General features: G+C 61.9%; 22 protein-coding genes. 14 read left to right on the forward strand and 8 right to left on the reverse strand.

The genetic code is table 11. The features are described 5' to 3' along the window. Nucleotides 1-371: 371 nt before the first annotated feature. The 6 genes from ilvG to ompA all read left to right on the forward strand — a co-directional run bounded on the left by ilvG (nt 372) and on the right by ompA (nt 8,158). Nucleotides 372-2,018 carry an acetolactate synthase 2 catalytic subunit gene (gene ilvG / locus AB5Y67_RS19360; RefSeq protein ID WP_150390106.1) on the forward strand — a complete coding sequence of 549 codons (1,647 nt, stop codon included), beginning with the start codon at nt 372-374 and terminating at the stop codon, nt 2,016-2,018. Continuing rightward, complete coding sequence (gene ilvM / locus AB5Y67_RS19365) at nt 2,015-2,293, forward strand: acetolactate synthase 2 small subunit (protein ID WP_005342011.1); 279 nt, start codon at nt 2,015-2,017, stop codon at nt 2,291-2,293. The genes ilvG and ilvM overlap by 4 nt, the downstream gene beginning before the upstream one ends. Nucleotides 2,294-2,305: 12 nt before the next feature. Further along, nucleotides 2,306-3,250 (forward strand): branched-chain amino acid transaminase, encoded by a 945-nt coding sequence (locus AB5Y67_RS19370; RefSeq protein ID WP_111900975.1) that lies wholly within the window; start codon nt 2,306-2,308, stop codon nt 3,248-3,250. Between the two features lie 144 nt (nt 3,251-3,394). Next, nucleotides 3,395-5,236: a dihydroxy-acid dehydratase gene (gene ilvD / locus AB5Y67_RS19375; RefSeq protein ID WP_150390107.1), complete on the forward strand. Its 1,842-nt coding sequence runs from the start codon at nt 3,395-3,397 to the stop codon at nt 5,234-5,236. Nucleotides 5,237-5,239: 3 nt separating this feature from the next. Then, a complete protein-coding gene (gene ilvA / locus AB5Y67_RS19380) occupies nt 5,240-6,760 on the forward strand; it encodes a threonine ammonia-lyase, biosynthetic (protein ID WP_150390108.1) in 1,521 nt (506 codons plus the stop codon). A gap of 303 nt (nt 6,761-7,063) precedes the next feature. After that, nucleotides 7,064-8,158, forward strand: a complete 1,095-nt coding sequence (gene ompA, locus AB5Y67_RS19385; protein WP_150390109.1) for a porin OmpA — start codon at nt 7,064-7,066, stop codon at nt 8,156-8,158. 79 nt (nt 8,159-8,237) lie between these two features. Here the strand turns inward: ompA and AB5Y67_RS19390 are convergent, their stop codons facing one another. From AB5Y67_RS19390 to AB5Y67_RS19415, 6 genes are all read right to left on the reverse strand, one after another. Further along, the gene (locus tag AB5Y67_RS19390; protein ID WP_190973198.1) at nt 8,238-9,347 is read right to left on the reverse strand and encodes a YeeE/YedE thiosulfate transporter family protein; all 1,110 of its coding nucleotides are present in this window, start codon (nt 9,345-9,347) and stop codon (nt 8,238-8,240) included. Nucleotides 9,348-9,469: 122 nt separating this feature from the next. Then, complete coding sequence (locus tag AB5Y67_RS19395) at nt 9,470-11,089, reverse strand: methyl-accepting chemotaxis protein (protein WP_150390110.1); 1,620 nt, start codon at nt 11,087-11,089, stop codon at nt 9,470-9,472. Nucleotides 11,090-11,269: 180 nt separating this feature from the next. Beyond that, complete coding sequence (rarD, locus tag AB5Y67_RS19400) at nt 11,270-12,166, reverse strand: EamA family transporter RarD (protein ID WP_005356175.1); 897 nt, start codon at nt 12,164-12,166, stop codon at nt 11,270-11,272. A gap of 125 nt (nt 12,167-12,291) precedes the next feature. Next, nucleotides 12,292-12,462, reverse strand: coding sequence for a hypothetical protein (locus tag AB5Y67_RS19405; protein WP_005341999.1), 171 nt, complete (start codon nt 12,460-12,462; stop codon nt 12,292-12,294). A gap of 126 nt (nt 12,463-12,588) precedes the next feature. Then, nucleotides 12,589-14,085 carry an aldehyde dehydrogenase gene (locus AB5Y67_RS19410; RefSeq protein WP_199427677.1) on the reverse strand — a complete coding sequence of 499 codons (1,497 nt, stop codon included), beginning with the start codon at nt 14,083-14,085 and terminating at the stop codon, nt 12,589-12,591. A 123-nt stretch (nt 14,086-14,208) separates the two neighbouring features. Further along, nucleotides 14,209-14,751, reverse strand: a complete 543-nt coding sequence (locus AB5Y67_RS19415; protein WP_005339643.1) for a cupin domain-containing protein — start codon at nt 14,749-14,751, stop codon at nt 14,209-14,211. A gap of 186 nt (nt 14,752-14,937) precedes the next feature. Here AB5Y67_RS19415 and AB5Y67_RS19420 point away from each other — a divergent pair, with 186 nt between their 5' ends. From AB5Y67_RS19420 to AB5Y67_RS19445, 6 genes are all read left to right on the forward strand, one after another. Next, nucleotides 14,938-16,269: an aspartate aminotransferase family protein gene (locus tag AB5Y67_RS19420; RefSeq protein WP_005357473.1), complete on the forward strand. Its 1,332-nt coding sequence runs from the start codon at nt 14,938-14,940 to the stop codon at nt 16,267-16,269. 81 nt (nt 16,270-16,350) lie between these two features. Continuing rightward, a complete protein-coding gene (locus AB5Y67_RS19425) occupies nt 16,351-17,847 on the forward strand; it encodes a CoA-acylating methylmalonate-semialdehyde dehydrogenase (RefSeq protein WP_167566080.1) in 1,497 nt (498 codons plus the stop codon). Nucleotides 17,848-17,930: 83 nt separating this feature from the next. After that, complete coding sequence (locus AB5Y67_RS19430; protein ID WP_167570671.1) at nt 17,931-18,659, forward strand: glutamine amidotransferase; 729 nt, start codon at nt 17,931-17,933, stop codon at nt 18,657-18,659. 155 nt (nt 18,660-18,814) lie between these two features. Further along, nucleotides 18,815-19,786, forward strand: coding sequence for a LysR substrate-binding domain-containing protein (locus AB5Y67_RS19435; protein ID WP_270905543.1), 972 nt, complete (start codon nt 18,815-18,817; stop codon nt 19,784-19,786). A gap of 106 nt (nt 19,787-19,892) precedes the next feature. Continuing rightward, the gene (locus tag AB5Y67_RS19440; protein ID WP_325794015.1) at nt 19,893-20,732 is read left to right on the forward strand and encodes a PfkB family carbohydrate kinase; all 840 of its coding nucleotides are present in this window, start codon (nt 19,893-19,895) and stop codon (nt 20,730-20,732) included. Between the two features lie 346 nt (nt 20,733-21,078). Next, the gene (locus AB5Y67_RS19445) at nt 21,079-21,531 is read left to right on the forward strand and encodes an Rrf2 family transcriptional regulator (protein WP_005339654.1); all 453 of its coding nucleotides are present in this window, start codon (nt 21,079-21,081) and stop codon (nt 21,529-21,531) included. Between the two features lie 72 nt (nt 21,532-21,603). On the opposite strand, the gene AB5Y67_RS19450 is transcribed toward AB5Y67_RS19445, so the two are convergent. Beyond that, nucleotides 21,604-22,125 (reverse strand): ferredoxin-type protein NapF, encoded by a 522-nt coding sequence (locus AB5Y67_RS19450; RefSeq protein ID WP_005339657.1) that lies wholly within the window; start codon nt 22,123-22,125, stop codon nt 21,604-21,606. A 140-nt stretch (nt 22,126-22,265) separates the two neighbouring features. On the opposite strand from AB5Y67_RS19450, the gene AB5Y67_RS19455 reads away from it, so the two are divergent. After that, nucleotides 22,266-22,481 carry a hypothetical protein gene (locus AB5Y67_RS19455; protein WP_075116079.1) on the forward strand — a complete coding sequence of 72 codons (216 nt, stop codon included), beginning with the start codon at nt 22,266-22,268 and terminating at the stop codon, nt 22,479-22,481. Then, nucleotides 22,478-23,818 carry a DNA recombination protein RmuC gene (gene rmuC, locus AB5Y67_RS19460; RefSeq protein ID WP_150390115.1) on the forward strand — a complete coding sequence of 447 codons (1,341 nt, stop codon included), beginning with the start codon at nt 22,478-22,480 and terminating at the stop codon, nt 23,816-23,818. The genes AB5Y67_RS19455 and rmuC overlap by 4 nt, the downstream gene beginning before the upstream one ends. Nucleotides 23,819-23,969: 151 nt before the next feature. On the opposite strand, the gene add is transcribed toward rmuC, so the two are convergent. After that, nucleotides 23,970-24,971 (reverse strand): adenosine deaminase, encoded by a 1,002-nt coding sequence (gene add / locus AB5Y67_RS19465; protein WP_150390116.1) that lies wholly within the window; start codon nt 24,969-24,971, stop codon nt 23,970-23,972. Nucleotides 24,972-25,038 lie beyond the last annotated feature (67 nt).

The following is a 25,038-nucleotide window of genomic DNA, read 5'->3' on the forward strand; positions in this document are numbered from 1 at the left end:
GAGTTGATATATGTTCTGACTAACTGCTTGTTGTTGGTTTTTTATTCCAGAGTTCCGGCTGAGGAATAGCCAAAATCAGTGGGTTGTCACAGAAAAAAGGCTTGCCCAATAAAAATCACCGTGCTAGTTCTAATAGCCATTCGCGGTAGAAACCGCCCCAATTTCACAGGATTTCCGGTTGTAACTATGTACATGGCCTCCCGTTTCGTCAGCATTATTGTGGTCCTAGTGGTGATTATTATCTCACCGCTCGGGGCTCGTTTAGCTGCACGGAACAAGGGATAGACCCACCACCGGACAGAACGAAACAAGCGACCCCCGAGCCTCACAGCTCGGGGGTTTTTTTTCGACCAAAGGACAGGATTTTCCACATGAACGGCGCGCAGTTTTTGGTACAGGCTCTCAAGAAACAGGGGGTGACCCAGGTGTTTGGTTACCCGGGCGGGGCCATCATGCCGGTCTACGATGCCCTGTATGACGGTGGTCTGGCCCATCAGCTCTGCCGCCACGAGCAGGGCGCCGCCATGGCCGCGGTCGGTTATGCCCGCGCCTCCGGTCAGGTGGGAGTCTGCATTGCCACCTCCGGCCCCGGAGCTACCAATCTGGTAACCGGTCTGGCAGAGGCGCTGCTCGATTCGGTGCCGCTGGTGGCCATCAGTGGACAGGTGCCCTGTTCCGCCATCGGCACCGATGCGTTTCAGGAGGTCGACGTGCTCGGCATGTCCCTCTCCTGCACCAAGCACTCCTTCATGGTGACCGATGCCGCCGATCTGGGGCGGGTGCTGGCAGAAGCTTTCGCCATCGCCACCGAAGGGCGCCCCGGCCCTGTGCTGATTGATCTCCCCAAGGATGTGCAGCTGGCCGCCGTGCCGCCCCAGAGCCCGCTGTTTGCGGTGGAGGAGCCCGAGCATCTCAATCCGGCCGAGCTGACGGCCGCCCGCACCCTGCTGGCCGCCGCCGAGCGTCCGGTGCTCTACGTTGGTGGCGGAGTGGGCATGGCCAATGCCGAGCAGCAGTTGCGTGACTTTGCTGCCGCAACCGGCATGCCTGCGGTCACCACTCTCAAGGGGATTGGCGCGCTCGATCCTGACAGCCCTGTTTATCTGGGCATGCTCGGCATGCACGGCACCAAGGCGGCCAACTATGCGGTGCAGCAGTGCGACTTGCTGCTGGTGGTGGGTGCCCGTTTCGATGATCGGGTGACCGGCAAGCTGGAGGAGTTTGCCCCCGAGGCCAAGGTGATCCATCTCGATGTGGATGCCGCCGAGTTCGGCAAGCGCCGCGCCGCCGAGGTGGGGATCACCACGGATCTCAAACAGGTGTTGCCGCACCTCGCCATGACTCTCGACATCGCCCCCTGGCGTGAGCACTGCGCCGCCATGGCCCGCGAATATGCGTTTCGCTACGACCACCCGGGGCAGGCCATTTACGCTCCGGCGCTGCTCAAGCAGCTATCTGCCAAGTTGCCGGAGAGCAGCGTGGTCGCCTGCGACGTGGGTCAGCACCAGATGTGGGTAGCCCAGCATATGCGCTTCACCAGCCCGCGCAACCACCTCTCCAGCGCCGGTCTCGGCACCATGGGGTTTGGTTTGCCCGCCGCCATCGGCGCCAAGATGTCGCGCCCGGAGGATGAAGTGGTGCTGGTGAGCGGTGATGGCTCTTTCATGATGAACGTGCAGGAGCTCGGCACCATCCGCCGGGCCCAGCTCAAGGTGAAGATGGTGCTGCTGGATAACCAGCGCCTCGGCATGGTGCGCCAGTGGCAGGAGCTGTTCTTCGACGGCCGCTACAGCGAGACCATCCTCTCCGACAACCCCGATTTCGTCGCCCTGGCTGCCGCCTTCGGCATTCCGGGCGAGACCATCACATGCAAGGAGCAGATAGCCGGTGCCCTCGATCGCCTGCTGGCAAGCGAGAGTGCCTACCTGCTGCATGTGGCCATTTCAGAGGAAGAAAACGTCTGGCCCCTGGTTCCGCCGGGAGTCGCAAACCACCAGATGATGGAGCAACGCCCATGAACCCGCACACCCTTGCACAACCAGCATTTGCACAGCACACCCTGCATATCCACGCCCAGCCCAGACCGGAAGTGATGGAGCGGGTGCTGCGGGTGGTGCGTCACCGCGGCTTCAATCTCTGCGCCCTTAATATGGAGCAGGATTGCCAACAGCTGCGGATCACGGTTACTGTCGAGTCGGTGCGTCCCATCCAGCAGTTGTGGAGCCAGCTGGTGAAGCTGGTGGACGTCTCCCGGGTCGATGCACTGGAACAGCAACCCCGGATCAGAGCTTAAGGAGCCAAGCCAATGTCACAGCCTTCCCAATCCGCCACTCACCCCCAATACATCTGGTTCAACGGCACACTGGTGCCCTGGCAGGATGCCCAGGTGCACGTAATGAGCCACGCCCTGCACTACGGCTCCTCGGTGTTTGAGGGGGTACGCGCCTACGATACCCCCAAAGGCACCTGCATCTTCCGTCTGCAGGAGCACACCCGCCGCCTGTTCGACTCCGCCAAAATCTACTGGATGGACGTCCCATACAGCGAGTCTGAAGTTAATGAAGCCTGCCGCACCGTGGTGCGCGAGAACGGCCTGAAAAGCGGCTACCTGCGCCCGCTGGCCTTTGTCGGCAACGTGGGGCTGGGGCTGCATCCGCCGCTGGATGCCAAGGCCGACCTGATGGTGGCTGCCCTGCCGTGGGGCGCCTACCTCGGGGAAGAGGGGCTGAAAAACGGGGTGGATGTGTGCGTCACCTCCTGGAACCGGCTCGCCCCCAACACCATTCCCACCGGTGCCAAGGCGGGCGGCAACTATTTGTCCTCCCAGCTGATCAGCCGCGAGGCCAAGCGCAACGGCTTCGCCGAGGGGCTGGCGCTGGATGTGAACGGCTACCTGAGCGAAGGGGCGGGGGAGAACCTGTTCCTGGTGAAAAACGGCGTACTGTTCACCCCGCCTGCTACCGCCGCCATCCTGCCCGGTATCACCCGTGACACCATCATGACGCTCGCGCGTGACTTGGGTTACGAGGTGCGTGAGCAGGCGCTGCCCCGCGAGGCGCTCTATGTGGCAGACGAAATCTTTATGACCGGCACCGCCGCCGAGGTGACCCCGGTGCGCTCCGTCGATCGAATGAAGGTGGGCGCTGGCAGCCGTGGCCCGGTGACCGAGCAGTTGCAGAACGCCTTCTTCGGCCTGTTCAATGGCAAGACCGAGGACAAGTGGGGCTGGCTGACGCCCGTCAACGACTGATGAGAGAGGGGAGGCGTCATGCCTCCCCGAGTCGCTTCCGGTGAGCGCTTCCCTGAGGAGTCTTCACCAGGATCGATTCCGATCCACTCGTATCATCACCGCATAACGCATCGAGCCCATATGGGCATTCAGGGAGTAGAGACAATGCCGAAGTTGAGATCCGCCACCACCACCCACGGACGTAACATGGCCGGGGCCCGCGCCCTTTGGCGTGCCACCGGAATGACCGATCAGGATTTCGGCAAGCCTATCATCGCCGTGGTCAACTCCTTCACCCAGTTCGTGCCGGGCCACGTCCACCTCAAGGATCTGGGCCAGCTGGTGGCGCGCGAGATCGAAGCCGCGGGGGGCGTTGCCAAAGAGTTCAACACCATCGCCGTGGATGACGGCATCGCCATGGGCCACGGCGGCATGCTCTACTCCCTGCCATCGCGGGAGCTGATCGCCGACTCGGTGGAGTACATGGTCAACGCCCACTGCGCCGACGCCATGGTCTGCATCTCCAACTGCGACAAGATCACCCCGGGGATGCTGATGGCCGCCCTGCGTATCAATATCCCGGTCATTTTTGTCTCCGGCGGCCCGATGGAAGCGGGCAAGACCAAGCTCTCCGACCAGATCATCAAGCTGGATCTGGTGGATGCCATGATCCAGGGCGCCGATCCCAAGGTGTCGGACGCCCAGAGCGAACAGGTTGAGCGCAGCGCCTGCCCCACCTGCGGCTCCTGTTCCGGCATGTTTACCGCCAACTCCATGAACTGTCTGACCGAGGCGCTCGGCCTCTCCCAGCCGGGCAACGGCTCCCTGCTGGCGACCCACGCCGATCGCGAGCAGCTGTTCAAGCTGGCGGGCCAGCGCATCGTGACTTTGGCCAAGCGCTGGTATGAGCAGGACGATGCCTCGGCACTGCCGCGCAACATCGCCACCAAGGCGGCGTTCGAGAACGCCATGGCGCTGGATATCGCCATGGGCGGTTCCACCAATACCGTGCTGCACCTGTTGGCGGCGGCGCAGGAGGCGGGCGTCGACTTCACCATGGCCGATATCGACCGCATGTCCCGCAAGGTGCCGCAGCTCTGCAAGGTGGCGCCCTCTACCCAGAAGTACCATATGGAAGATGTGCACCGAGCCGGTGGCGTGGTCGCCATTCTGGGTCAGCTGGAAAAAGCGGGTCTGGTGCATGGGGATACCCGCACCGTGCTGGGTTGCTCCCTCGTCGAACAGCTCAATGAATATGACGTCAGCCGCCAGCCGAGTCAGGAGGTGGTGGACTTCTACCGCGCAGGCCCGGCCGGCATCCGCACCACCAAGGCATTCAGTCAGGATTGTCGCTGGCCGGAGCTGGATCTGGACAGAGCAGAAGGCTGTATCCGCTCGCTGGATAACGCCTATAGCCAGGAGGGCGGTCTGGCGGTGCTCTCCGGCAACCTCGCGGTCAACGGCGCCATCGTCAAGACCGCAGGCGTGGATGAGGAGAACCTCACCTTCCGTGGCCCGGCCCGGGTGTTCGAGAGTCAGGAGAGCGCGGTGAACGGCATCCTCGACGGTACCGTGAAAGCAGGCGAAGTAGTGGTGATCCGCTACGAAGGGCCGAAAGGGGGCCCCGGCATGCAGGAGATGCTCTACCCCACCACCTATCTGAAATCCATGGGCCTCGGCAAAGCGTGTGCCCTGATTACCGACGGCCGCTTCTCCGGCGGCACCTCGGGCCTCTCCATCGGCCACGTCTCGCCGGAAGCAGCCTCTGGCGGCACCATAGGTCTGGTGGAGGATGGCGACATCATCAGCATCAACATCCCGGCCCGCAGCATGGTGCTGGAGGTGGCCGACAGCGTGCTTGCTACCCGCCACGTCGCCGTGGAAGCCCGTGGCTGGAAGCCGCTCGATCGTCAGCGTCAGGTCTCCTTTGCCCTGCGCGCCTATGCCATGTTCGCCACCAGCGCCGATAAAGGCGCGGTGCGCGATCGCTCAATGCTGGGGGAATAAATCATGGTCTTTGCGGCGGATTATCTACGCAAGGTGTTGCTCTCCCCCGTCTATGAGGCGGCGCGGGTCACCCCCTTGCAAACCCTGAAGAAACTCTCCGAGCGGCTCGGCAACCACGTCAGCCTGAAGCGGGAGGATCTGCAACCGGTCCACTCCTTCAAGCTGCGCGGTGCCTACCACAAGATCGCCACCCTGACCGAGGAGCAGAAAGCGCGCGGCGTCATCGCCGCCTCTGCTGGCAACCACGCGCAGGGGGTCGCCCTCTCGGCCGCCAAGCTCGGTATCAAGGCGATCATCGTGATGCCCAAGACCACGCCGGACATCAAGATCGACGCGGTGCGCCGGCAGGGAGGCAACGTCATGCTGTTTGGCAACAGCTTCGACGAGGCCTATGGCGAGAGCCGCCGCCTCGCCACGCTGGAGGGCTACACCCTGATCCCGCCGTTTGACGACGTTGAGGTGATCGCCGGGCAGGGCACCATCGGCAAGGAGCTGCTGGAGCAGGATACCCACCTCACTCACGTGTTCGTGCCGGTGGGCGGCGGCGGTCTGGCCGCCGGGGTGGCGGTCTATATCAAGCAGCTGCTGCCGGATGTGAAGGTGATCGGGGTGGAGGCGGAGGGCTCCGCCTGCCTCAAGGCCGCGCTGGCGGCCGGCGAGCCGGTCAATCTGGAGCGGGTCTCGCTGTTTGCTGACGGGGTGGCGGTCAAGCGCATCGGCGAGGAGACCTTCCGCCTCTGCAACCAGTATCTGGACGAGGTGGTGACAGTCTCCAACGACCAGATCTGTGCCGCGTTGAAAGACATCTTCGACGACTGCCGCGCCATCGCCGAGCCTTCGGGCGCCCTGTCGTTGGCGGGCCTCAAGGCCTACAGCGAGCGGGAGCAGGTCAAAGGGGGGCGGATGGCGGCCATTCTCTCCGGCGCCAACGTCAACTTCCACAGCCTGCGCTACGTGTCGGAGCGCTGCGAGATTGGCGAGAAGCGCGAGGGCATGCTGGCGGTGACCATCCCCGAGCGTAAGGGGGCCTTCCTCGACTTCTGCCGTCAGCTTGGCCCCCGCATGGTGACCGAGTTCAACTACCGCTATGCGGATGCCGAGCAGGCGTCGCTGTTCGTCTCGGTGCGTCTCACCGGCGGTGACGAGGAGCTGGGCCAGATCATCGCTCAGCTCGGCGGCAACGGCTATCCGGTGGTCAACATGACCGAGAGCGAGCTGGCCAAGAATCATGTGCGCTACATGATTGGCGGCCGCCCGGCCCGGCCCCTCGGTGAACGGCTCTACAGCTTCAAGTTCCCGGAGCAGCCGGGTGCCCTGATGCGCTTCCTCGAGACCTTGGGCTGTCGCTGGAACATCAGCCTGTTCCACTACCGCAACCACGGTGCCGACTACGGCCGAGTGCTCTGCGCCTTCGAGCTGCCGGACGAGGACGTGGCCGCCTTCCACGACTACCTGCACGAGATTGGCTACGGCTGGAAAGAGGTGAGCAACGACCCTGCCTACCGGCTGTTTCTGGCCAGTTGAGCAAGGGGGGCTTCAACAACTTATCAGGAGGGAGGCATTATGCCTCCCTTTTCTATTGCTGCGTGCGGATAGGTCCACTCCGTACGACGCAACGTCATGGTTTAACTGGCAAAACAGTATGAATAGGTACACAGGTGATTTTTACGCCGGATATTGCTGGCAAGCTCACACTCCTGATGGCTTGGTCATTTGAGGCTGCGTTCGGATGGGATACCCTGAATAGCGGAGAGGCCGCCTGACGGCTTCACACAGGGAAGAGTGCGCACTCAGGCGCCCATAACGACTTATTGCAGAGGCGAAAATATGAATAAATCCATGCTTGCCGTATTGGTCAGTGGTTTGCTGGCGGCCGGAGCCGTGCAGGCCACCGCTCAGGACAATACCTGGTATGTCGGTGGCAAGGCCGGTTGGTCCAATTACTATGGCGTTGACCACAACCAGTATGCCGAGTCGATTGCCCAGACGTTGGGTAATACCAGCGAGAACACGGATGATCTGGGTCTGGGCCTGTTCGCCGGTTACCAGCTCAACCCCAACCTGGGTTTCGAGCTGGGTTATGACTGGCTTGGCAAATACGACACCACTTCGGGCACTGGCGCCAATACCCTCAATACCGAAGCCAAGAGCCAGATGATTCAGGCCACCATGAAGATCAGCTTCCCGGCAACAAATGTGCTCGATCTTTATGGTCGACTGGGCGGCGCCTATGCCTGGACGGATAGCGAGATCAGCTTCGCCAATAGCAGCGAGACCGGCAAGAAGCATGGCGCCGCCTTCGTTGGTGCGCTGGGTGCCGAATACGCCATCGATCGTGACTGGGCTGCCCGTCTGGAGTACCAGTACACCACGCCGCTGGGAGATGCGTCTCTCGATCGCTCCGGTATCGAGATGGATAACGGCCTGATTTCGTTCGGGATGCTCTATCGTTTCGGTCAGCAAGGTGGCGAGGTCGTAGCACCGGCGCCCGCTCCGGCTGCCGAACCGGCACCTGTAGCCGTGGTTGAGCCGAAGACCTTCAGTCTGAGTTCCGATGTGCTGTTCGAGTTCAACAAGGCGACCCTGAAACCGGCTGCCAATCAGGCGCTCGATGCCCTGTTCAGCCAGATTGTGGCGGCCAATCCGAAAGATGGTGTCGCAACTGTCATCGGTTATACCGACCGCATCGGTTCCGACAACTACAACCTGGCCCTCTCCGAGAAGCGGGCCCAGAGCGTGGCCAGCTATCTGGTATCCAAAGGCTTGTATGCCGACAAGGTACGAGTCGAGGGACGTGGCAAGGCCAATCCGGTCACTGGCAGCAGCTGTGCCAGCCGCTCCAAACAGGAGCTGATCGCCTGTCTGGCACCGGATCGCCGGGTGGAAATCCATCTGGAAGGGGTTTCCCAGCCTGTCCAATAAGCAGAGCGACGGGAGCAATAAATGTAAAAACGGGAGGCTTGGCCTCCCGTTTCTTATGGGGTGTTTACGATGTCGAGCCTCAGAGCCCGAACAGCGGGCGCAGGCGAATGCCGATGAGGCTGCCCGCCAGGGCCATCAGCATCCAGACCCAGCCGTGCAGGCTGCCAGAGGCGGTGCCATCGAAAAAGCCGCCGAGGTTGCAGGCGGCGTACATGGCGCCCATCCCCATCAACAGGCCGCCGATGATGGAGGCCAGACTGTTGCCGATCCGCATCGGGGCGAAGGTGCCGCCACCGCTCAAACAGCGCGCCAGCATGGCCCCCAGAATCCCGAGCCAGAACATGCCGACCATGGGGTTGATAAAGAGTGGCTGGGCCAGCTTGGGGTTGCCCTCGAACAGGCCGAACAGGGAGGCGCCGCGCAGCGCCATGTCATAGACGGCGCCGGTGATGGTCCAGGCCGAGCCGTGCAGAGCGACCACGGACGAGTTGAGCAGAGCTATGATGATGCCGCCGGTCAGCGCGGTGAAGCGGCCATCGCGCCAGAACAGGTTGCCGCCGCTGAAGAGGGGCTTGAGTTCGCCGGTACGCTTGAGTTCGCTGTTGCGAAACAGCAGGAACAGCGCGGCGACCAGCGCCAGGTTGAGCAGCATGCCGCTCCAGATATTGCCGGTCAGATCCCGGGCCAATACCACATGGCTGGAGAAGGTAGCCTCCAGTTCGGGGCGGAACTGGTTGCTGATAAGGGTGCCAATGCCGTAGCAGATCAGCACCAGCCAGAAGCGGGGTTGCCCCTCGCCGCAGCAATAAAGAGTGCCGGTGGCGCAGACGCCAGCCAGCTGCATGCCGATGCCGAACAGGAAGGCACCGACGATGAAAGGAATGCCGATAGCCATCACGTTACCCACCATGGCATCGCCAAACAGGGCGTGGCTAAAGGAGAGGAAAGTGGTGAACAGCAGAATTTCGATGGCGATGGTGAGCAGGTGAACCCGCACGTAGTAGCTGTTGCGCTTGGTCAGCATTTCGCGCCAACCGAATACGATGCCGAAGCGACTGAAGGAGAGGGTGAAGCCGAAGCCGAATCCGATCAGGGCCATCAGAGCCCATTTCATACCAAAAGTATTGCCAAGCCAGAGTAACGCTCCCCCCGCGATTGCCACGATGGGGAGCGACCATTTTCGAGTCATGTCAGTTGATCCTTGCAGTTGGTTTTCAGAGGGGCGGATCCTATTCCCTCATGGAGTCTAATGCTACCCATTTAACCAGTGCAGAGAAAAAGGGGGGCGCTGACTCCCGTCAGCGCCGGGGATCAATGGCGGGTGGTGTCGAGATGGAAGTGGTGAGTCTGTCTGGTCAGAATGCGGGCGTGTTGGGCGACCATGGTCGCCTCTTCGGCGGCCTGACTGGCGCTCTGGTTGGCCTCGGCCGCCAACCGCGACATCTCCCCGACCTGATGGTGGATCCCCTGCACCAGCCGGGTCTCATCGCTCATCAACTGATCGACCTGAGCGATGCGCTGGTTGATCTCCTCGCAGCTCTGCGCGATCCGGGCGACGCTCTGGCGCGCTGTCATCGTGTGAGTGACCGCCTGTTCGACCCGGGCCAGCTCGGTATCCATCTCGCTGGCGGCGCGCAGGCTGACATCCTGGATCTTGCCGATGATAGTGTTGATCTCTGTGGTGGCACTGCCGGTGCGGGTCGCCAGCGAGCGCACTTCATCGGCCACCACGGCAAAACCGCGCCCCTGTTCACCTGCCCGCGCCGCTTCAATGGCGGCGTTCAGCGCCAGCAGATTGGTCTGCTCCGCAATATCGTGAATAGCGCCCGCCAGCCCGGCAATCTGCTGCGAGAGGCCGGCCAGATCCGAAATGGTATGGGAGACCTGCTTCACTCCCGTGACTTGCTCCCCGATCACCTGTTCCACGGTGTGGATGGCGAGCGTCGCCTCTTGTGCCCGCTCTGCTGACTGCTGGGTTTGCTCCCCTACCTGATGCAGCTGGCTACCCGCCTGCTCAATGGAGTGGGTGAGCTGTTCGATGGCCTGTTCGATATGGTGGGCCGCCCCGACCTGCGCCTGACTGTCATCGGTGTGCCGTTTTGCCATGGCGGTCAGGCTGGTGGCGCGATCATCCAGCGTACTGGCGCTGCGTTGCAGCGACTCCACCAGGGTTGCCAGCTGGTCACGCATGGCCCCAATCTGGCGGATCAGCTCGCCGATGGCATCAAGCCCCGGCTCCGGCATGGGGCGGTTCAACTCCCCTTCGGCGATGGCGGCGGTGGCCTTGCCAGCGGCCAGCAGCCGCTGTTGGGTGGGGCGTCCCAGCCAGAAGATGAGTCCGGCCCCCAGCAGTGCGGCGCACAACAGCAGTCCGTAGCAGAGTCGGGTGGTGTTGGCGAGATGGGCCATCTGCTCGGCGGCATACTCGTTACCGCGGATGACGGTGGCGTCCACCCCTAGCCGGTGGGCGTTATAGAGGGTGTGCAGGCGTGCCGCAATCGCGCCCGCCTGCGCCAGATCCCCCGCCTTGATGGCGGGGGCAAACTTGTCGTTGAGCAACTGCCAGAACAGTTCCCCCTGCACTTTTTGCTCCCCCAGCAGCAGCTCCCTGAGGGGCTCGTTCAGGCTGCTCTCTTGCCAGAAGCGGTTACGGCTCTCGAACTCTTGCTGCAGTCGGGCGAGGGTTTGCAGCAGGGCCTCCCGCTCCTCCGGTTTGGCATGGAGCAGGGTGTAGACCTGCAACTGGGATTCGATGAGGTAGAGAGGCGGCGGCAGAATATCGGCTACCACATCCTTCCCCTGTCCCATCTGGTCGGCTGCGCTCCGGACCGAATAAAGCCCGAAAAAGCTGATGGAGATCAGCGTGATAATGACCATGATCCCCAGAACCTGACCAAAAAGCAGGGATCTGTCGTGAATGTGCTTGAGCATGTTGCCTCCATTCGGCTCCGTTCATGGATAGCATAGCTCTCTGGCGGGATAGTGAGACTCGGGTGTGGTCTGTTGATGGCGAGTCGGCTCTGGAGAAGGGGAAGTCGCAGTCTGAAGGCCGCTGGTGGCACGAAAAAGAACCCCGGCTGATGAGCCGGGGTCGATGGTGGTGAGGCGGTGTCAGGTACGGCTTGGCGCGGCTTTGCCGCTGCGCAGCCCATCCAGGCTGAACAGCACCAGCGCGCTCCAGATGCAGGCAAAGGTGAGCAGTTTGTCCATCGCCAGCGCTTCCCCATAGAGGGTGACCGCGAGGATGAACATCAGGCTGGGGCCTATGTACTGGAAGAAGCCCAGGGTGGAGAGCTTGAGCCGGGTCGCGGCGGCGGTGAAGCAGAGCAGGGGGGCCGTGGTGACGGCGCCAGCGGCGATCAGCAGCAGGTTGAGGTGCCAGTCGTTCTGGGTGAGATGGCTGGTGGGGCTGTCGGCAAAGCCCCACAGATAGATGGCTGCTGGCGGCAGCATGATCATGGTTTCGATCAGCAGACCGGTGAGAGCATCGAGGGCCAGTTTTTTGCGCACCAGACCATAGATGGCAAAGCTCGACGCCAGCACCAGTGCTATCCAGGGCAAGGAGCCAAAGGCGATAAGCTGGATCGCCACCCCGGCAAAGGCCAGCGCCACCGCCCACCACTGCAGGCGGCGCAGTTTCTCGCTCAGAAACACCATTCCCAACAGTACATTGAACAATGGGTTGATGTAGTAGCCGAGGCTGGCATCCAACATGTGACCGTTGTTGATGGCCCAGATGAACAGCAGCCAGTTGCCGCCGACGGTGACTGAGGTAAACGCCAGGGTGAGCAACACTTTTGGCTGGCGCAGCACCGCCTGCACCTTGTGCCACTGGCGCCCTGCCAGGGTCAGTACCATCAGCAGCACGCAGGACCAGATCATCCTGTGTGTCAGGATCTCGGCGGCCGGGACGGCAGAGATGGTCTTGAAATAGATGGGGGCGATGCCCCAAAGGGTATAGGCGCACAGGGCGTAGATGACGCCCTGACGCTGGATCTGTTGCGGCATGCGGATGACCTTTACTGAAGCGTTGGATGCGGGAAAACATCGCAAAAAATCAGTGTAGCGATCCTTTTGCGGGGAAAGAAGCGAATAAACGAAGTTTGAGGGAAAGGAGGTGTGTTGCTGGCCGGTCAGCCTTTACCACGGCGGATCTTGTCGACGTCCATCAACAGCCACAACATCAGGGCGATGGCGGAGATCCAGGGGCCCCAGGTCACGTAGGCCTCGCCGTGCCCCAGCACGAAGAACAGCAGGGGCAAACCGATCACCAGAAAAAGTACGCTTCCCAGAAAAAATAGCATTTTTGTCTTTATATTTAACATGTTGGCTTTTTTATCATTATAAGGATTGAGCCCGGTGATGGAAGGCCAAAAATGCAAAAGGGGGATTTCTCCCCCTTTTTGATCCGATAGTGCTGCTTTGTCGTGTTAATCCAGCTGAATCCAGGTGCTTTTCAGCTCGGTGTACTTCTCCAGCGCATGAAGTGACTTGTCGCGACCGTTACCGGACTGTTTGAAGCCGCCAAATGGCATGGTCATGTCACCACCGTCCCAGTTGTTGACGAACACGGTGCCTGCGCGCAGGGCGCGGGAGCCCTTCACCGCCTTGTTGAGATCCGCCGTCCAGATCGCCGCGGCCAGGCCGTAGTCGGTGTCGTTGCCCAGCGCAATGGCCTCTTCCAGCGTATCGAAGCCGGTCACAGCCAGCACAGGGCCGAAGATCTCCTCGCGGAAGATGCGCATCTGCGGAGTCACGTCGTCGAAGATGGTGGGTTCGATATAGAAGCCGCCACTCTCCATGTTGGTGCGGTTGCCGCCCAGCAGCAGCTTGGCCCCCTCCTGCTTGCCAATCTCGATATAGCGCAGCACCTGTTCCATCTGGATGTGATCCACCATGGCGCCAATGCGGGTAGCGGGATCGAGCGGGTTGGCCGAGATCCACTCGCGGGCATGGGCCAGCAGTCGCTCCATAAATTGCGGCTTGATGCTGTTTTGCACCAGCAGCCGAGAGGCGGCGGTGCACACCTCGCCCTGGTTGTAGAAGATGGCGCCAGCGGCGCTCTTGGCCGCAGCGTCCAGATCCGGTGCGTCGGCCAGTATTATGTTGGGGCTCTTGCCGCCGCACTCCATAAAGGCGCGCTTGAGGTTGGACTTGCCGGAGCACTCCACCAGATGTTTGCCGATCTTGGTGGAGCCGGTGAAGGTGATGCAATCCACATCCATATGCATGGCCAGCGCCTCGCCCACGGTATGGCCAAAGCCCGGCAGCACGTTGAACACGCCGTCCGGAATGCCCGCCTCCTTGGCCAGACCTGCGATACGCAGGGCGGTCAGGGGCGATTTTTCGGAAGGCTTGAGAATAACCGAGTTGCCGGTAGCGAGCGCCGGGCCCAGCTTCCAGCAGGCCATCACCAGCGGGAAGTTCCAGGGCACTATGGCGGCGACCACCCCGAGCGCTTCGCGGGTCACCAGTGCCAGGGCGGATTCCTCCACCGGGGCGACCTGATCGTAAATCTTGTCGATCGCTTCGGCGTTCCAGGCGATACAGTTGGCGGCGGCGGGGGCGTCATAGCCCATGGCATCGCCGATGGGTTTGCCCATATCCAGCGACTCCAGCAGCGCCAGCTCAACCTTGTTGAGGCGCATCAGCTCGGCGAAGCGCTGCATGATCTGTTTGCGCTGTTTCGGTGGCAGGCCGCTCCAACGCTTGTCGTTGAAGGCATCACGGGCAGCCTGTACCGCCAGTTCGGCATCGGCGGCATCGCAGGCTGCCACCTTGGTCAGCAGCTTGCCGTTGGCCGGGTTGATGCAATCGAAGGTGGCGCCATTGACGGCATCCCGATAGCTGCCGTTGATAAAGGCTTGCGAGGGCAGGGTCAGATGGGCGGCCTTGTGTTGCCACTGGGCCAGGGTCAGGTCACTCATGTTCACTCCTTGAACCGGCAAAAGTCAGTTTCCGCGTATCAATATGCTAAACATTCTGCCGCTTGTAAATCCATCTTGTAACAATTCATTAAACATTGCCCCCTGCCGATGCGCGTCTGAATGTCAGAAACTGGCGGGGGTGTTGGCCGAGATCAGCACGCACTCCTGTTCGCCACTATTGCGAAAACGGTGGGGGGTGCGGCTGTCGAAGTAGTAGCCATCCCCGGCGCCCAGCAGGTAGATCTGCTCGCCCACGGTCACTTCAACTTCGCCCTTGATGACGATGCCGCACTCTTCACCCTCGTGGCTCAGCATGTCGTCGCCGGTGTCGGCGCCCGGTGGCAGCACCTCCTGCAACATGCCGATGGCGCGGTTGGCGCGGCTGTGCCCGACCAGCCGATAGCTGATGGGATGGGTGCCGAGATCCGGCATATCGGCGGCGCGGAAGATCACTTCGGTGCCCATTTCAGTCTCTTCGGTGAAGAAGCTGGCCAGCGACATGGGGATCCCTTCCAGCACCTTGCGCAGGGAGGCGACAGAGGGGCTCACCTGATTTTTCTCGATCTGGGAGATAAATCCGTTGGTCACACCGGAGCGCTTGGCCAGCTCGCGCTGGGAGAGGGCTGCCTTGGTGCGAACCGCCTTGAGGCGGTGACCGATATCCATCTATAGACACTCCTTGACTGTTTACTATTATTAAAATTGTGTTAAATATCTTATACCACCCTGCTGATGCGTCTAGCTAGGGGTGGCACCAGACAGGGCGATAACGGGCCCTTTTTTATGGATTCAGGTGTTTAATTTAATAGGCATTGGCCGACAGTTGCTAAACACCTTAAGGATGAGGTGACCATGAAACCGATCAGCGACATCAATACGCCCTCCGACATGTCCGCCTTCTGGATGCCGTTCACCGCCAACCAGCAGTTCAAGGCGGCGCCGCGCATCCTGAAGTCGGCAGAGGGGATGTATTATCACTCAGAGGATGGCCGCAAGATACTGGATGGCACAGCCGGACTCTGGTGTTGCAACGCGGGCCATGGTCGGCGCGAGATTGCCGAGGCGGTCTCCCAGCAGATTTCCCACCTCGATTTCGCTCCCACATTCCAGATGGGCCACCCCCTGCCGTTCGAGCTGGCCAACAAGCTGGTGGAGATTGCCCCCAAGGGCTTTGGTCACGTCTTCTACACCAACTCGGGTTCCGAGTCGGTCGATACCGCGCTCAAGATTGCGCTGGCCTGGCAGCGGGCTCGCGGTCAGGGCACCCGCACCCGGCTGATTGGTCGCGAGCGTGGCTATCACGGGGTCGGCTTTGGCGGCATCTCGGTGGGGGGTATTCCCGGCAACCGCAAGTGGTTCGGCTCCCTGCTGACCGGGGTGGATCATCTGCCCCATACCCTCAACATCGCCAAGAACGCCTTCACCAAAGGGCTGCCCGAGGAGGATGTGGCGCTGGCCGACGAGCTGGAGAAGATCGTCTTCCTGCACGATGCCAGCAATATCGCGGCGGTGATCGTCGAGCCCATCGCTGGCAGTACCGGCGTGCTGATGCCGCCCAAAGGCTACCTCAAGCGGCTGCGGGAGATCTGCACCAAACACGGCATCCTGCTGATTTTTGACGAGGTGATCACCGGTTTCGGCCGCCTCGGTTCCCCCTTCGCCGCGCAGGAGTTCGATGTCATTCCCGACATGATCACCTGCGCCAAGGGGCTCACCAACGGCGCCATCCCCATGGGGGCGGTGCTGGTGCAGAAGCACATTTATGACGACATGATGGCGGCAGGCAAGGGGGCCATCGAGCTGTTCCACGGCTACACCTACTCCGGCCATCCGGTGGCTGCGGCTGCGGGGCTCGCGACCCTCGAGATCTATCGCAACGAGAACCTGCTCAGCCGCGCCGCCGATCTGGCGGGCTACTGGGAGGAGGCGGCCCATTCGCTGAAGGGCTGCAAGCATGTGAAGGATGTACGCAACTACGGGCTGGTGGCGGGTATCGAGCTGGAATCGATGCCGGATGCACCGGGCAAACGCGCCTACGAGGTGTTCGTGCGCTGCTTCGAGAAGGGGGCATTGATCCGGGTGACCGGCGATATCATCGCCCTGTCGCCACCCCTTATCATCGAGCGCAGTCAGATCGACGATCTCTTCACCCTGCTGCAGGATGCCCTGCAGGCACAACCCTAACCCATTTGATGGCCCCGCACTGGCGGGGCCTTGCGTTGGTTTGCTCAGCGCATTTACCACATCAGTTATCACGGAGGATACATGACATACAGGGTCAGCAACTTCATCAACGGCCAGCCGCAGGAGAGTCGCAGCGAGCGCCAGGGTGCCATCTTCAATCCCGCCTGCGGCAAGCAGCAGGGGAGTGTGGGGCTGTCCAGCGCCGCCGAGTGTCAGGAGGCGATCGCCATCGCCGAGCGCGCCTTTGCCGACTGGTCGCAAACCCCGCCGCTGGTGCGGGCCCGGGTCTTTTTCCGCTTCAAGGAGTTGATGGAGCAGCACAGAGACGAGCTGGCCCAGCTCATCAGCCGCGAACACGGCAAGGTCTTCTCCGATGCGCAGGGTGAGTTGACCCGCGGGCTGGAGGTGGTGGAGTTTGCTTGCGGCATTCCCCATCTGCTCAAGGGGGAGCACTCCCTCAACGTCGGCCGCGGTGTGGACAGCTACTCCATGATGCAGCCGGTGGGGGTCTGCGCCGGTATCACCCCGTTCAACTTCCCGGCCATGGTGCCGCTCTGGATGTTCCCGGTCGCTATCGCCTGCGGCAACACCTTTATCCTCAAACCCTCCGAGAAGGATCCCTCCCTCTCGCTGCGGATGGCCGAGCTGCTCAAGGAGGCCGGTCTGCCGGACGGCGTGCTCAACGTGGTGAACGGTGACAAGGAGGTGGTGGATGTGCTGCTGACCGACCCGCGGGTCGGAGCCGTGTCGTTTGTCGGTTCCACCCCAATCGCCCAGTACATCTATGCCACCGCCTCGGCCCACGGCAAACGGGTACAGGCGCTGGGCGGCGCCAAGAACCACATGGTGGTGATGCCGGATGCGGATCTCGATCAGGCGGTCTCCGCCCTGATGGGGGCTGCTTATGGGGCAGCGGGCGAGCGCTGCATGGCGATCTCGGTAGCCGTGGTAGTGGGTGACGAGACCGCCGATGCGCTGGTGGCCAAGCTGACACCGTTGGTGGAAAAACTGCGGGTGGGCCCGGGGTTGGGCCAGAGCCCGGAGAACGAGATGGGGCCGCTCATCAGCAAGGAGCATCTGGCCAAGGTGCGCGGCTACGTTGATCAGGGGGTGGCCGAAGGGGCCGCGCTGCGGGTCGATGGTCGCACGCTGAGCCACGACGAGGGTTACTTTATCGGCGGCTGCCTGTTTGACGAGGTAACTCCCGAGATGCGCATCTACCGCGAGGAGATCTTCGGCCCTGTGCTCTCCATCGTGCGGGTACCGGACTACGAGACGGCGCTGCGGCTCATCAACGAGCACGAGTACGGTAACGGCACCGCCATCTTTACCTGCGATGGCGACACCGCGCGGGACTTCACGGCGCGGGTGCAGGTCGGTATGGTAGGGGTGAACGTCCCCATTCCGGTGCCGATGGCGTTTCACAGCTTTGGTGGCTGGAAGCGCTCCATCTTCGGGCCGCTCAACATGCACGGGCCGGACGGGGTTCGCTTTTATACCCGGATGAAGACGGTGACGGCGCGCTGGCCCCAGAGCCTGCGCAGTGGTGCCGAGTTCTCCATGCCGACCATGAAGTGACGCGCTGGCGCGTGTTCATGGCCTAACCTCTTGCCCCCGCCGGTCGTTGATTGGCGGGGGCGAACTCTGTAAAGGAACAACAGATGCGATTGGGAATTCTCGATTGTGACCGGCTCGATCCCGATCTGGCGGATCGTTTTGGCCCCGTTTACTCCGAGATGTTTATCAGGGGCTTTGCGGCCCTGGCCCCCGAACTGGAATTTCGGGTCTGGTCGGCTCTCGATGGGGAGCTGCCGGAGGATCTGCACGAGTGCGATGCCTGGCTCATCACAGGCTCGCGCCACGATGCTTACAGCGATATCCCCTGGATTCAGGCACTGCGGGCGTGGATCCGTCAGGCGCACGATGCCGACGTCAAGCTGGCCGGTGTCTGCTTCGGTCATCAGGTGATCGCCCAGGCACTGGGTGGCGAAGTGGTGAAGTCTACCAAGGGGTGGGGGCTGGGTGTGTCGGTGCACCCCATGCTGGCAGATGAGCCCTGGATGGCGCCGGCGCGGGATCATATCCGCATTCTGGCGAGCCATCAGGATCAGGTGGCGCTGCTCCCCCCCGGAGCCACCCGGCTGGCGGGCAACGATTTTTGTCCCAACTTTATGTTTTTGCAGGGGGATCACATCGTCGCCATTCAGGGGCATCCTGAGTTCTCGGTGGAGTACAACCGGGCGCTGATCGAGCGGCGCCGTGGCCTGTTGCCCGACGAGCGCTACCAGAGCAGCCTCTCCTCGCTGGAGGGAGAGGTGGATTCGGCGACCATGATGCAGTGGCTGCTGCAGTTTCTGGGGATCCTGCCGCTGCGGGCTGGTGCGGCCTGAGCCCGGTTTGTCAGCGACCCCCTTCGGGTGCTAGATTTTGTAGCAAAATGAAGGATCAAGCGCTGCGATGTCGGGATCGGATGATACACTGGCCGCCCTTTGTGGCGGCCTGTTTGTCTGGCGTGATCGCCGCACCAGCTTGAGAGGGTGAAGCCTTGAAACTACAGCAATTGAAGTATTTGATCGCGATCCGGGACCACAACCTCAACGTCTCGGTGGCATCCGATGCGCTCTATACCAGCCAGCCCGGGGTCAGCAAGCAGATTGGCCTGCTGGAGAGCGAGCTGGGAGTGCGGATCTTCGAGCGCCGTGGCAAGCATCTGCACCGCATCACCCCGGTGGGCGAGGAGATCATCAAGTGTGCCGAGGCGATGCTCAACATCGAGAGCAAGATCAAGGCGATCTCCCGCGAGTATCTGGATCCGACCGTGGGCACCCTCAACATCCACACTACCCACACCATCGCCCGCTATCTGCTGCCCAAATCGGTTACCTACTTCACCAAGAAGTACCCCAAAATCTCGTTCCACCTCCATCCAGTGATGTCGGCGAGCAAGGAGCAGATCAGCAAGGGTTACTCCGATTTCTCTATCGTTGCCCACGAGATTGGCTTCGACAAGGAGCTGATCGCGCTGCCAGCCTACCTCTGGACCCTCTCGCTGGTGGTGCCGCAGGATCACCCGCTGGCCAAGGTGAAGAAGCCGACGCTGGAGCAGCTCTGCCACTACCCGATCCTCAGTTACGAGAGCGGTGCCACCGGTCGGCAGGTGCAGGACGAGGTGTTTCAGGCGGCGGGGCTGACCCCAAGCTACTACATGACGGTAATGGATGCCGGGGTGATCAAACGCTACGTGGAGCTGGGCTTTGGCATCGGCATCATCTCCTCGCTGGTGGCCAACGACACCGACAGCCCCGGGCTGGTCTCCATCAATCTGGAGCACCTGTTCAAGCCCTGTCCGGCCCAGATCTGTTTCAGCAAGAGCATCTTGCTGCAGAACTACATGTATGACTTCATCAGCTCCTTCTCACCTCACCTCACCAAGGAGGTGATCCAGAGCGTGATGCAGCAGCCGAGTCAGGCGCGCATCGACGAGCTGCTGGCCGGGGTGGAGCTGCCCATCTATTGATCCCGATCGGATTCCCGATCGCTGCCGGTTGTCTCTTCTGTCAGGCTGGGCTCTACTCGGGGTTCAGCCTGTCTCTTTTGGGCTATCTCCATCGTCCGAGGTCTCTATGTCCCGCATTCTGCTGCTTGCCAATCTCAACTGTGATCATGTGCTCTCCCTCTCCGAACCGCTGGTGGCGGGGGCCCGGCTGCAATATGTGGATCAGGGGCGCAGGCTCGGCGGTGGCGCCGCCAACACCGGCATAGGGCTGGTGTGGGCGGGTCACGAGGTGACCATCGCCTCCCGTATCGGGCTGGACGAGACCGGCGACTGGCTGCTGGAGCAGGCGGCTGGTTACGGGCTGGATTGCAGCCATGTGGAACGCTTTGGCGGCGAGACCGGCGAACTGCTGATCCTGGTGGACTCCACCGGCGAGCGCACCATACTGCGCCGCCCGCGGCGTCCCGATCTGCCCGGCGATCTGCCTCTGGAGGGGGTGGATTGCGTCTATGTGAACTATCCCGGCACCGCCATCATCAGCTACATGCGCCAGATGCTCGGCAAGAGCTTCGTGGTGGCCCAGTATCCCAAGGGCGGCCAAGCGCGCCGCCCCTGCCATGTGCTGGTGGCCTCCCGCTCCGATCTCGGCGAGGTGAGCGACCCCTGGCAGCATGCCCGCCAGCTGGCGGGGGAGCAGCTTGAATGGCTGGTGTTGACCGAAGGCAAAGCGGGGGCGGTAGCCATCCACGGCGATGAGCAGATCCGGGTCGCCGCCCGGCCAGTATCTGTGGTCGATACCACGGGGGCGGGGGATGCCTTCGCTGGCGGATTGATCCATGGGCTGGCGCGAGGCATGGCAATCAAGGATGCGTTGCAGTGCGCGGTGGACTGGGGCGCATTTGCCGTCGCCTCAGAGAGCTCCATCCCCTCGGTTGCCCTGAAAAACTGGCTGAAACAACCTCACTGAACCATCTCTTTGACGGTCGATTGAGGGGCGGTTCGCAGGCCATCTGGCTGCTGGTCGAAGGGGCTTGGCGAGGGGGACTATTCGGGAGATTTACCCGCCATAAAGCGGGTAAACGCCGGGCTAACCCGGCAAGTTTGCGATCAATCAAAGAAAGTGTCGATTTATGTGCATCTTCATCGACACCCGGTTGTGCTGCTCTTAACCTGTCACTCCGCAACTCAGATTAAGAGACAGGCCCCCCCTCTGGCGAACCAATGGGCAAACAGAGGCAAACCGGTTGTCTCCTGCCTCTTAGCTCAATGTTGTCGTCCTGATTCCTGGCTTGTAGTAAGAGGCAAGTGCGACCATGCAACTGACACGATTTACCGACTACGCCCTGCGTACCCTGACCTTCCTGGCGGTTCAGCCGGGGGATCGTCTGTCGACCATTACCGAAGTGGCCGATACCTTTGGCATCTCTCGCAACCACGTGGTCAAAATTGTGCACCAGCTTGGCATCAAGGGGTATATCGAGACGGTACGCGGCAAGCACGGTGGCATCCGCCTCGGTCGCTCGGCGGTCTCCATCAATTTGCGGGATGTGGTGATGGACATGGAGCATGTGCTCTGTCCGGTCGATTGCAAGCGCGAGAACTGCCGTCTCTCCGGCGGCTGCCGCATTCAGGGCATTCTGCGCCGCGCCATGAACGCCTTCCTCGAAGTGCTGGGTGAGTACACTCTGGCTGATGCGGTGCGCGATCCCAACCGTCTCTGCCACCTGCTGGGTATCGAGCAAGAGACTATTGTGACCATGGCCTGACGGGGCGCGGAATATTGAACAAGATGTGAAAGGGGCCTGATGGCCTCTTTTGCTTTTGTACGCAGGTGGTTTTTAGCGACTGCCTGGCTGGCGGATCAGGGTGATGGCGCCGTGCAGGCAGGCGAGGCCGCAGGCACCGCAGCCATTGCAGGCATCCATATTGACGTTGATGCCGTCGGCCGTGGCCTTGATCGCCTGTTGTGGGCAGGCATCTTCACAGAGCAGGCAGTAGAAGCCCTGCCGTGCCTGACAGCTCTCTTCAATCTGCACCCGGGTCTGCACCTGCCGACCCAGTTGCAGGTCGAGGGCGCCGGTGGGACAGGCTCTGGCGCAGCTGCCGCAGTAGCTGCACTGGCCGCAGGCGAGATCGAGTACCGGGGTACCGGCGATGGGGCTCCCCTCGTACTCCTCCTGGGTGGCCGGTTTGAGCAGACCGCGCGGGCAGGCCTTGAAACACTCGCCACAGCGGGTGCAGAGGGAGAGGTATTGGGACTCCTCGATGGCCCATGGCGGGCGCGCTTCATGGCAAACCACGGCGGGCTTGCGGGAAGCTTGCCAACCTTGTGTCAGCCAACGGAGGAAATAGTGAGTCATGCTCGCCCCTGATACCTATTAGGGGTTAATTTTATCGAAGTTTCGGGAAGCAGGCCAGAGAATAGCGGCCGTCAGGATCGCAAGCGCAGTTGCCCTTGTGTAAGCTAGGCGGGTCTTTTTACGTGGTTGAATGAAATCATATGTGGCTATTTCTCTGGCGTGCGTCCCTGCTCTATGTCTTTCCCCTGCTGATGTGGGCCTACTGCCGCATCAAGGGTATCGAGTTCGCCGAGCTCGATACCGGCGTCAACACCCACAAGTGGGTGGTGCTGGCCGCCTACCTCATCTACGTGGTGCTCTGGATCCTGGTTAACCGCTATCTCGAACTCTTCCTGCGTCAGCGGAGCCGCAAATGATTGACCCCGGGCTCTGGGGGATCTTGCTGCCTGCCGCCGTGCTGGCCCTCGGATTGGGCTGGCTGATCGGGCGGCGGGCCGCCACGGCGCAGGCTCAGGAGCTGATGCTGGCGCAGGAGCGGCATCAAGCGCTGCAGGATCGCTTCGACGAGTTGCAGGATGAGCGGATGCAGGGCCAGCAGAAGCTGGATCAGCAGCAGACCCTGCTGATCAAGCTCACCGCCCGCCTCAAGGATGCGGAAGCGACCCTGCGCAGCGAACGGTTGGCCGCCGCTGAGAAGCTGCAACTGCAACAGGAGGCGGAGCAGCGCCTCAGCCAGCAGTTCGAGAACCTCGCCAACCGGATCTTCGAGCAAAACTCCGGCAACTTCCGCGAATTGAACCAGAACAGCCTCGATCTGCTGCTCACCCCGCTCAAAGAGCAGCTCGAGGGCTTTCGTCGTCAGGTAGGCGAGACCCACGCCCAGGAGACGGCCCAGCGCCACAGCCTCAAGTTCGAACTGGAGCGCCTCGCCGAGCTCAATGCCCGCATGACCGAGGAGGCGGCAGCGCTAACCCGCGCCCTCAAGGGTGACAGCAAGCAGCAGGGCAACTGGGGTGAAGTGGTGCTGGCGCGGATCCTCAGCGAATGCGGCTTGCGCGAGGGTCACGAGTACCACACCCAGGTCAATATCGAGGTGGAGAAGGGCAAGCGCTACCAGCCCGATGTCATCGTCCACCTGCCGCAGGAGAAGGACATCATCATCGACGCCAAGGTGTCGCTGACCGCCTACGAACGCTGGTTCAACGCCGATGACGAGCTGGAGAAGGCGGTGGCGCTGAAAGAGCACGTCGCCTCGGTGCGCAACCATATCCGCGAGCTGGGCCGCAAGGATTACCAGCAGTTGCCCGGAGTGCGCACCCTCGACTATGTGCTGATGTTCGTGGCGGTAGAGCCCGCCTTCCTTACCGCGATGGAGGCCGATCCCTCGCTGGTGCGTTACGGCCTCGACAACAATATCCTGCTGGTGAGCCCCACCAACCTGATGGTGGCGCTGCGCACTATCGAAAACCTGTGGCGCTACGAGCGGCAGAACCAGAATGCTCGCCAGATCGCCGAGCGGGCCGGTCGCCTCTACGAAAAGCTGCGGCTGTTTGTCGAGGAGATGCAGCAGATGGGCGGCAGCCTGCACAAGGCGCAGGAGAGCTACGACAAGGCGATGGGACGGCTGGTCAACGGCCGTGGCAACCTGATTGCGCAGGTCGAGCGTTTCCGCGAGCTGGGGGTGGAGGTAACCAAGAGCCTGCCCGAGCCGTTGGTGGAGCGGGCGCTGGAGCGCGACAAGGAGCGGGAGTAGTTTTTCCCCTGTACCGCCATCAGCCAAGGCCCAAACCCGGTTTGGGCCTTTTGCTATCTGTCAGCTGGCCAAGTGCTTACCCATTATCAGAAATCCGCAAAGCAAACGGCCCACCGAAGTGGGCCGTTTTTATTTGCAGTGCCGGTGTGGATCAGCGGCTGGCAGCGCGGGCGCTCAGCTCTGCCTTCTCGCTATCGCTCAGGAAGGCCAGGGTCAGGCCATTCTGCTGGGCGGTGCGGATCTCGCTCGCCGTCATGCCAGCGGCCGGAGCGGCCACCTCATATTCGTGCGGCAGGTCGATGCCCTCTACTGCCGGGTCGTCGGTGTTGAGGCAGGCCAGTACACCGGCAGCCAGGAACTGGCGGATCGGGTGCTCGGTCAGGCTCGCCACCGTAGTGGTCTGGATGTTGGAGGTGAGGCAGGATTCGATGCCGATGCGGTGTTCGGCCAGATAGGCCATCAGGGCCGGATCCTGAATCGCTTTGACGCCGTGGCCGATACGCTCGGCGCCCAGCTCGCGAATGGCCTGCCACATGCTTTCGGGGCCGGCGGCTTCACCTGCGTGCACCGTGACGCGCATGCCCGCATCGCGCACCTTGCGGAAGTGGTCGACAAAGAGTTCGCCCGGGAAGCCCAGTTCGTCACCAGCCAGATCGATGGCGACCAGCTTGTCGCGGTGGGCCAGACAGGCGGCCAGCTCCTGATTGCACTGTTCGGTGCCGAAGGTGCGGCTCATGATGCCGATCAGGTTGGTCTTGATACCGAAATCGCGGCTGCCCGCGGCCACGCCGTCGATGATGGCTTCCACCACGCCCTGCGGGTGCAGCTTGTGGGCCATGGCCATATAGGCCGGGCTGAAGCGCAGCTCGGCATAGTCGATACCGGCGCGCAGCAGATCTTCCACGTTCTCGTAGGCGACCCGGCGGCAGGCGTCATAGTCTGCCAGCACGGCCACACCCCAGTCCAGTTTCTTCAGGAAGGCAACCAGACTCGGCTCGTTCTCGACGATCTGTACGTGGGGACGCAGCGCTTCCAGCTCGAATGCGGGCAGCGGGATATTGTGTTGGCGACCCAGCTCGAGGATGGTTTGCGGGCTGATGTTGCCGTCCAGATGGCGGTGCAGGTCGGTCAGGGGGAGAGATCTGTCAATCATTGGGGCGCCCTCGTCGAGTCAGGTTTGAAAGCCTGCCATTCTAGGCGGGGCTTTCAAAAAAGATACC

This window comes from Aeromonas sp. s12, assembly GCF_040907925.1.
Taxonomy (GTDB): Bacteria; Pseudomonadota; Gammaproteobacteria; order Enterobacterales; family Aeromonadaceae; genus Aeromonas; species Aeromonas veronii.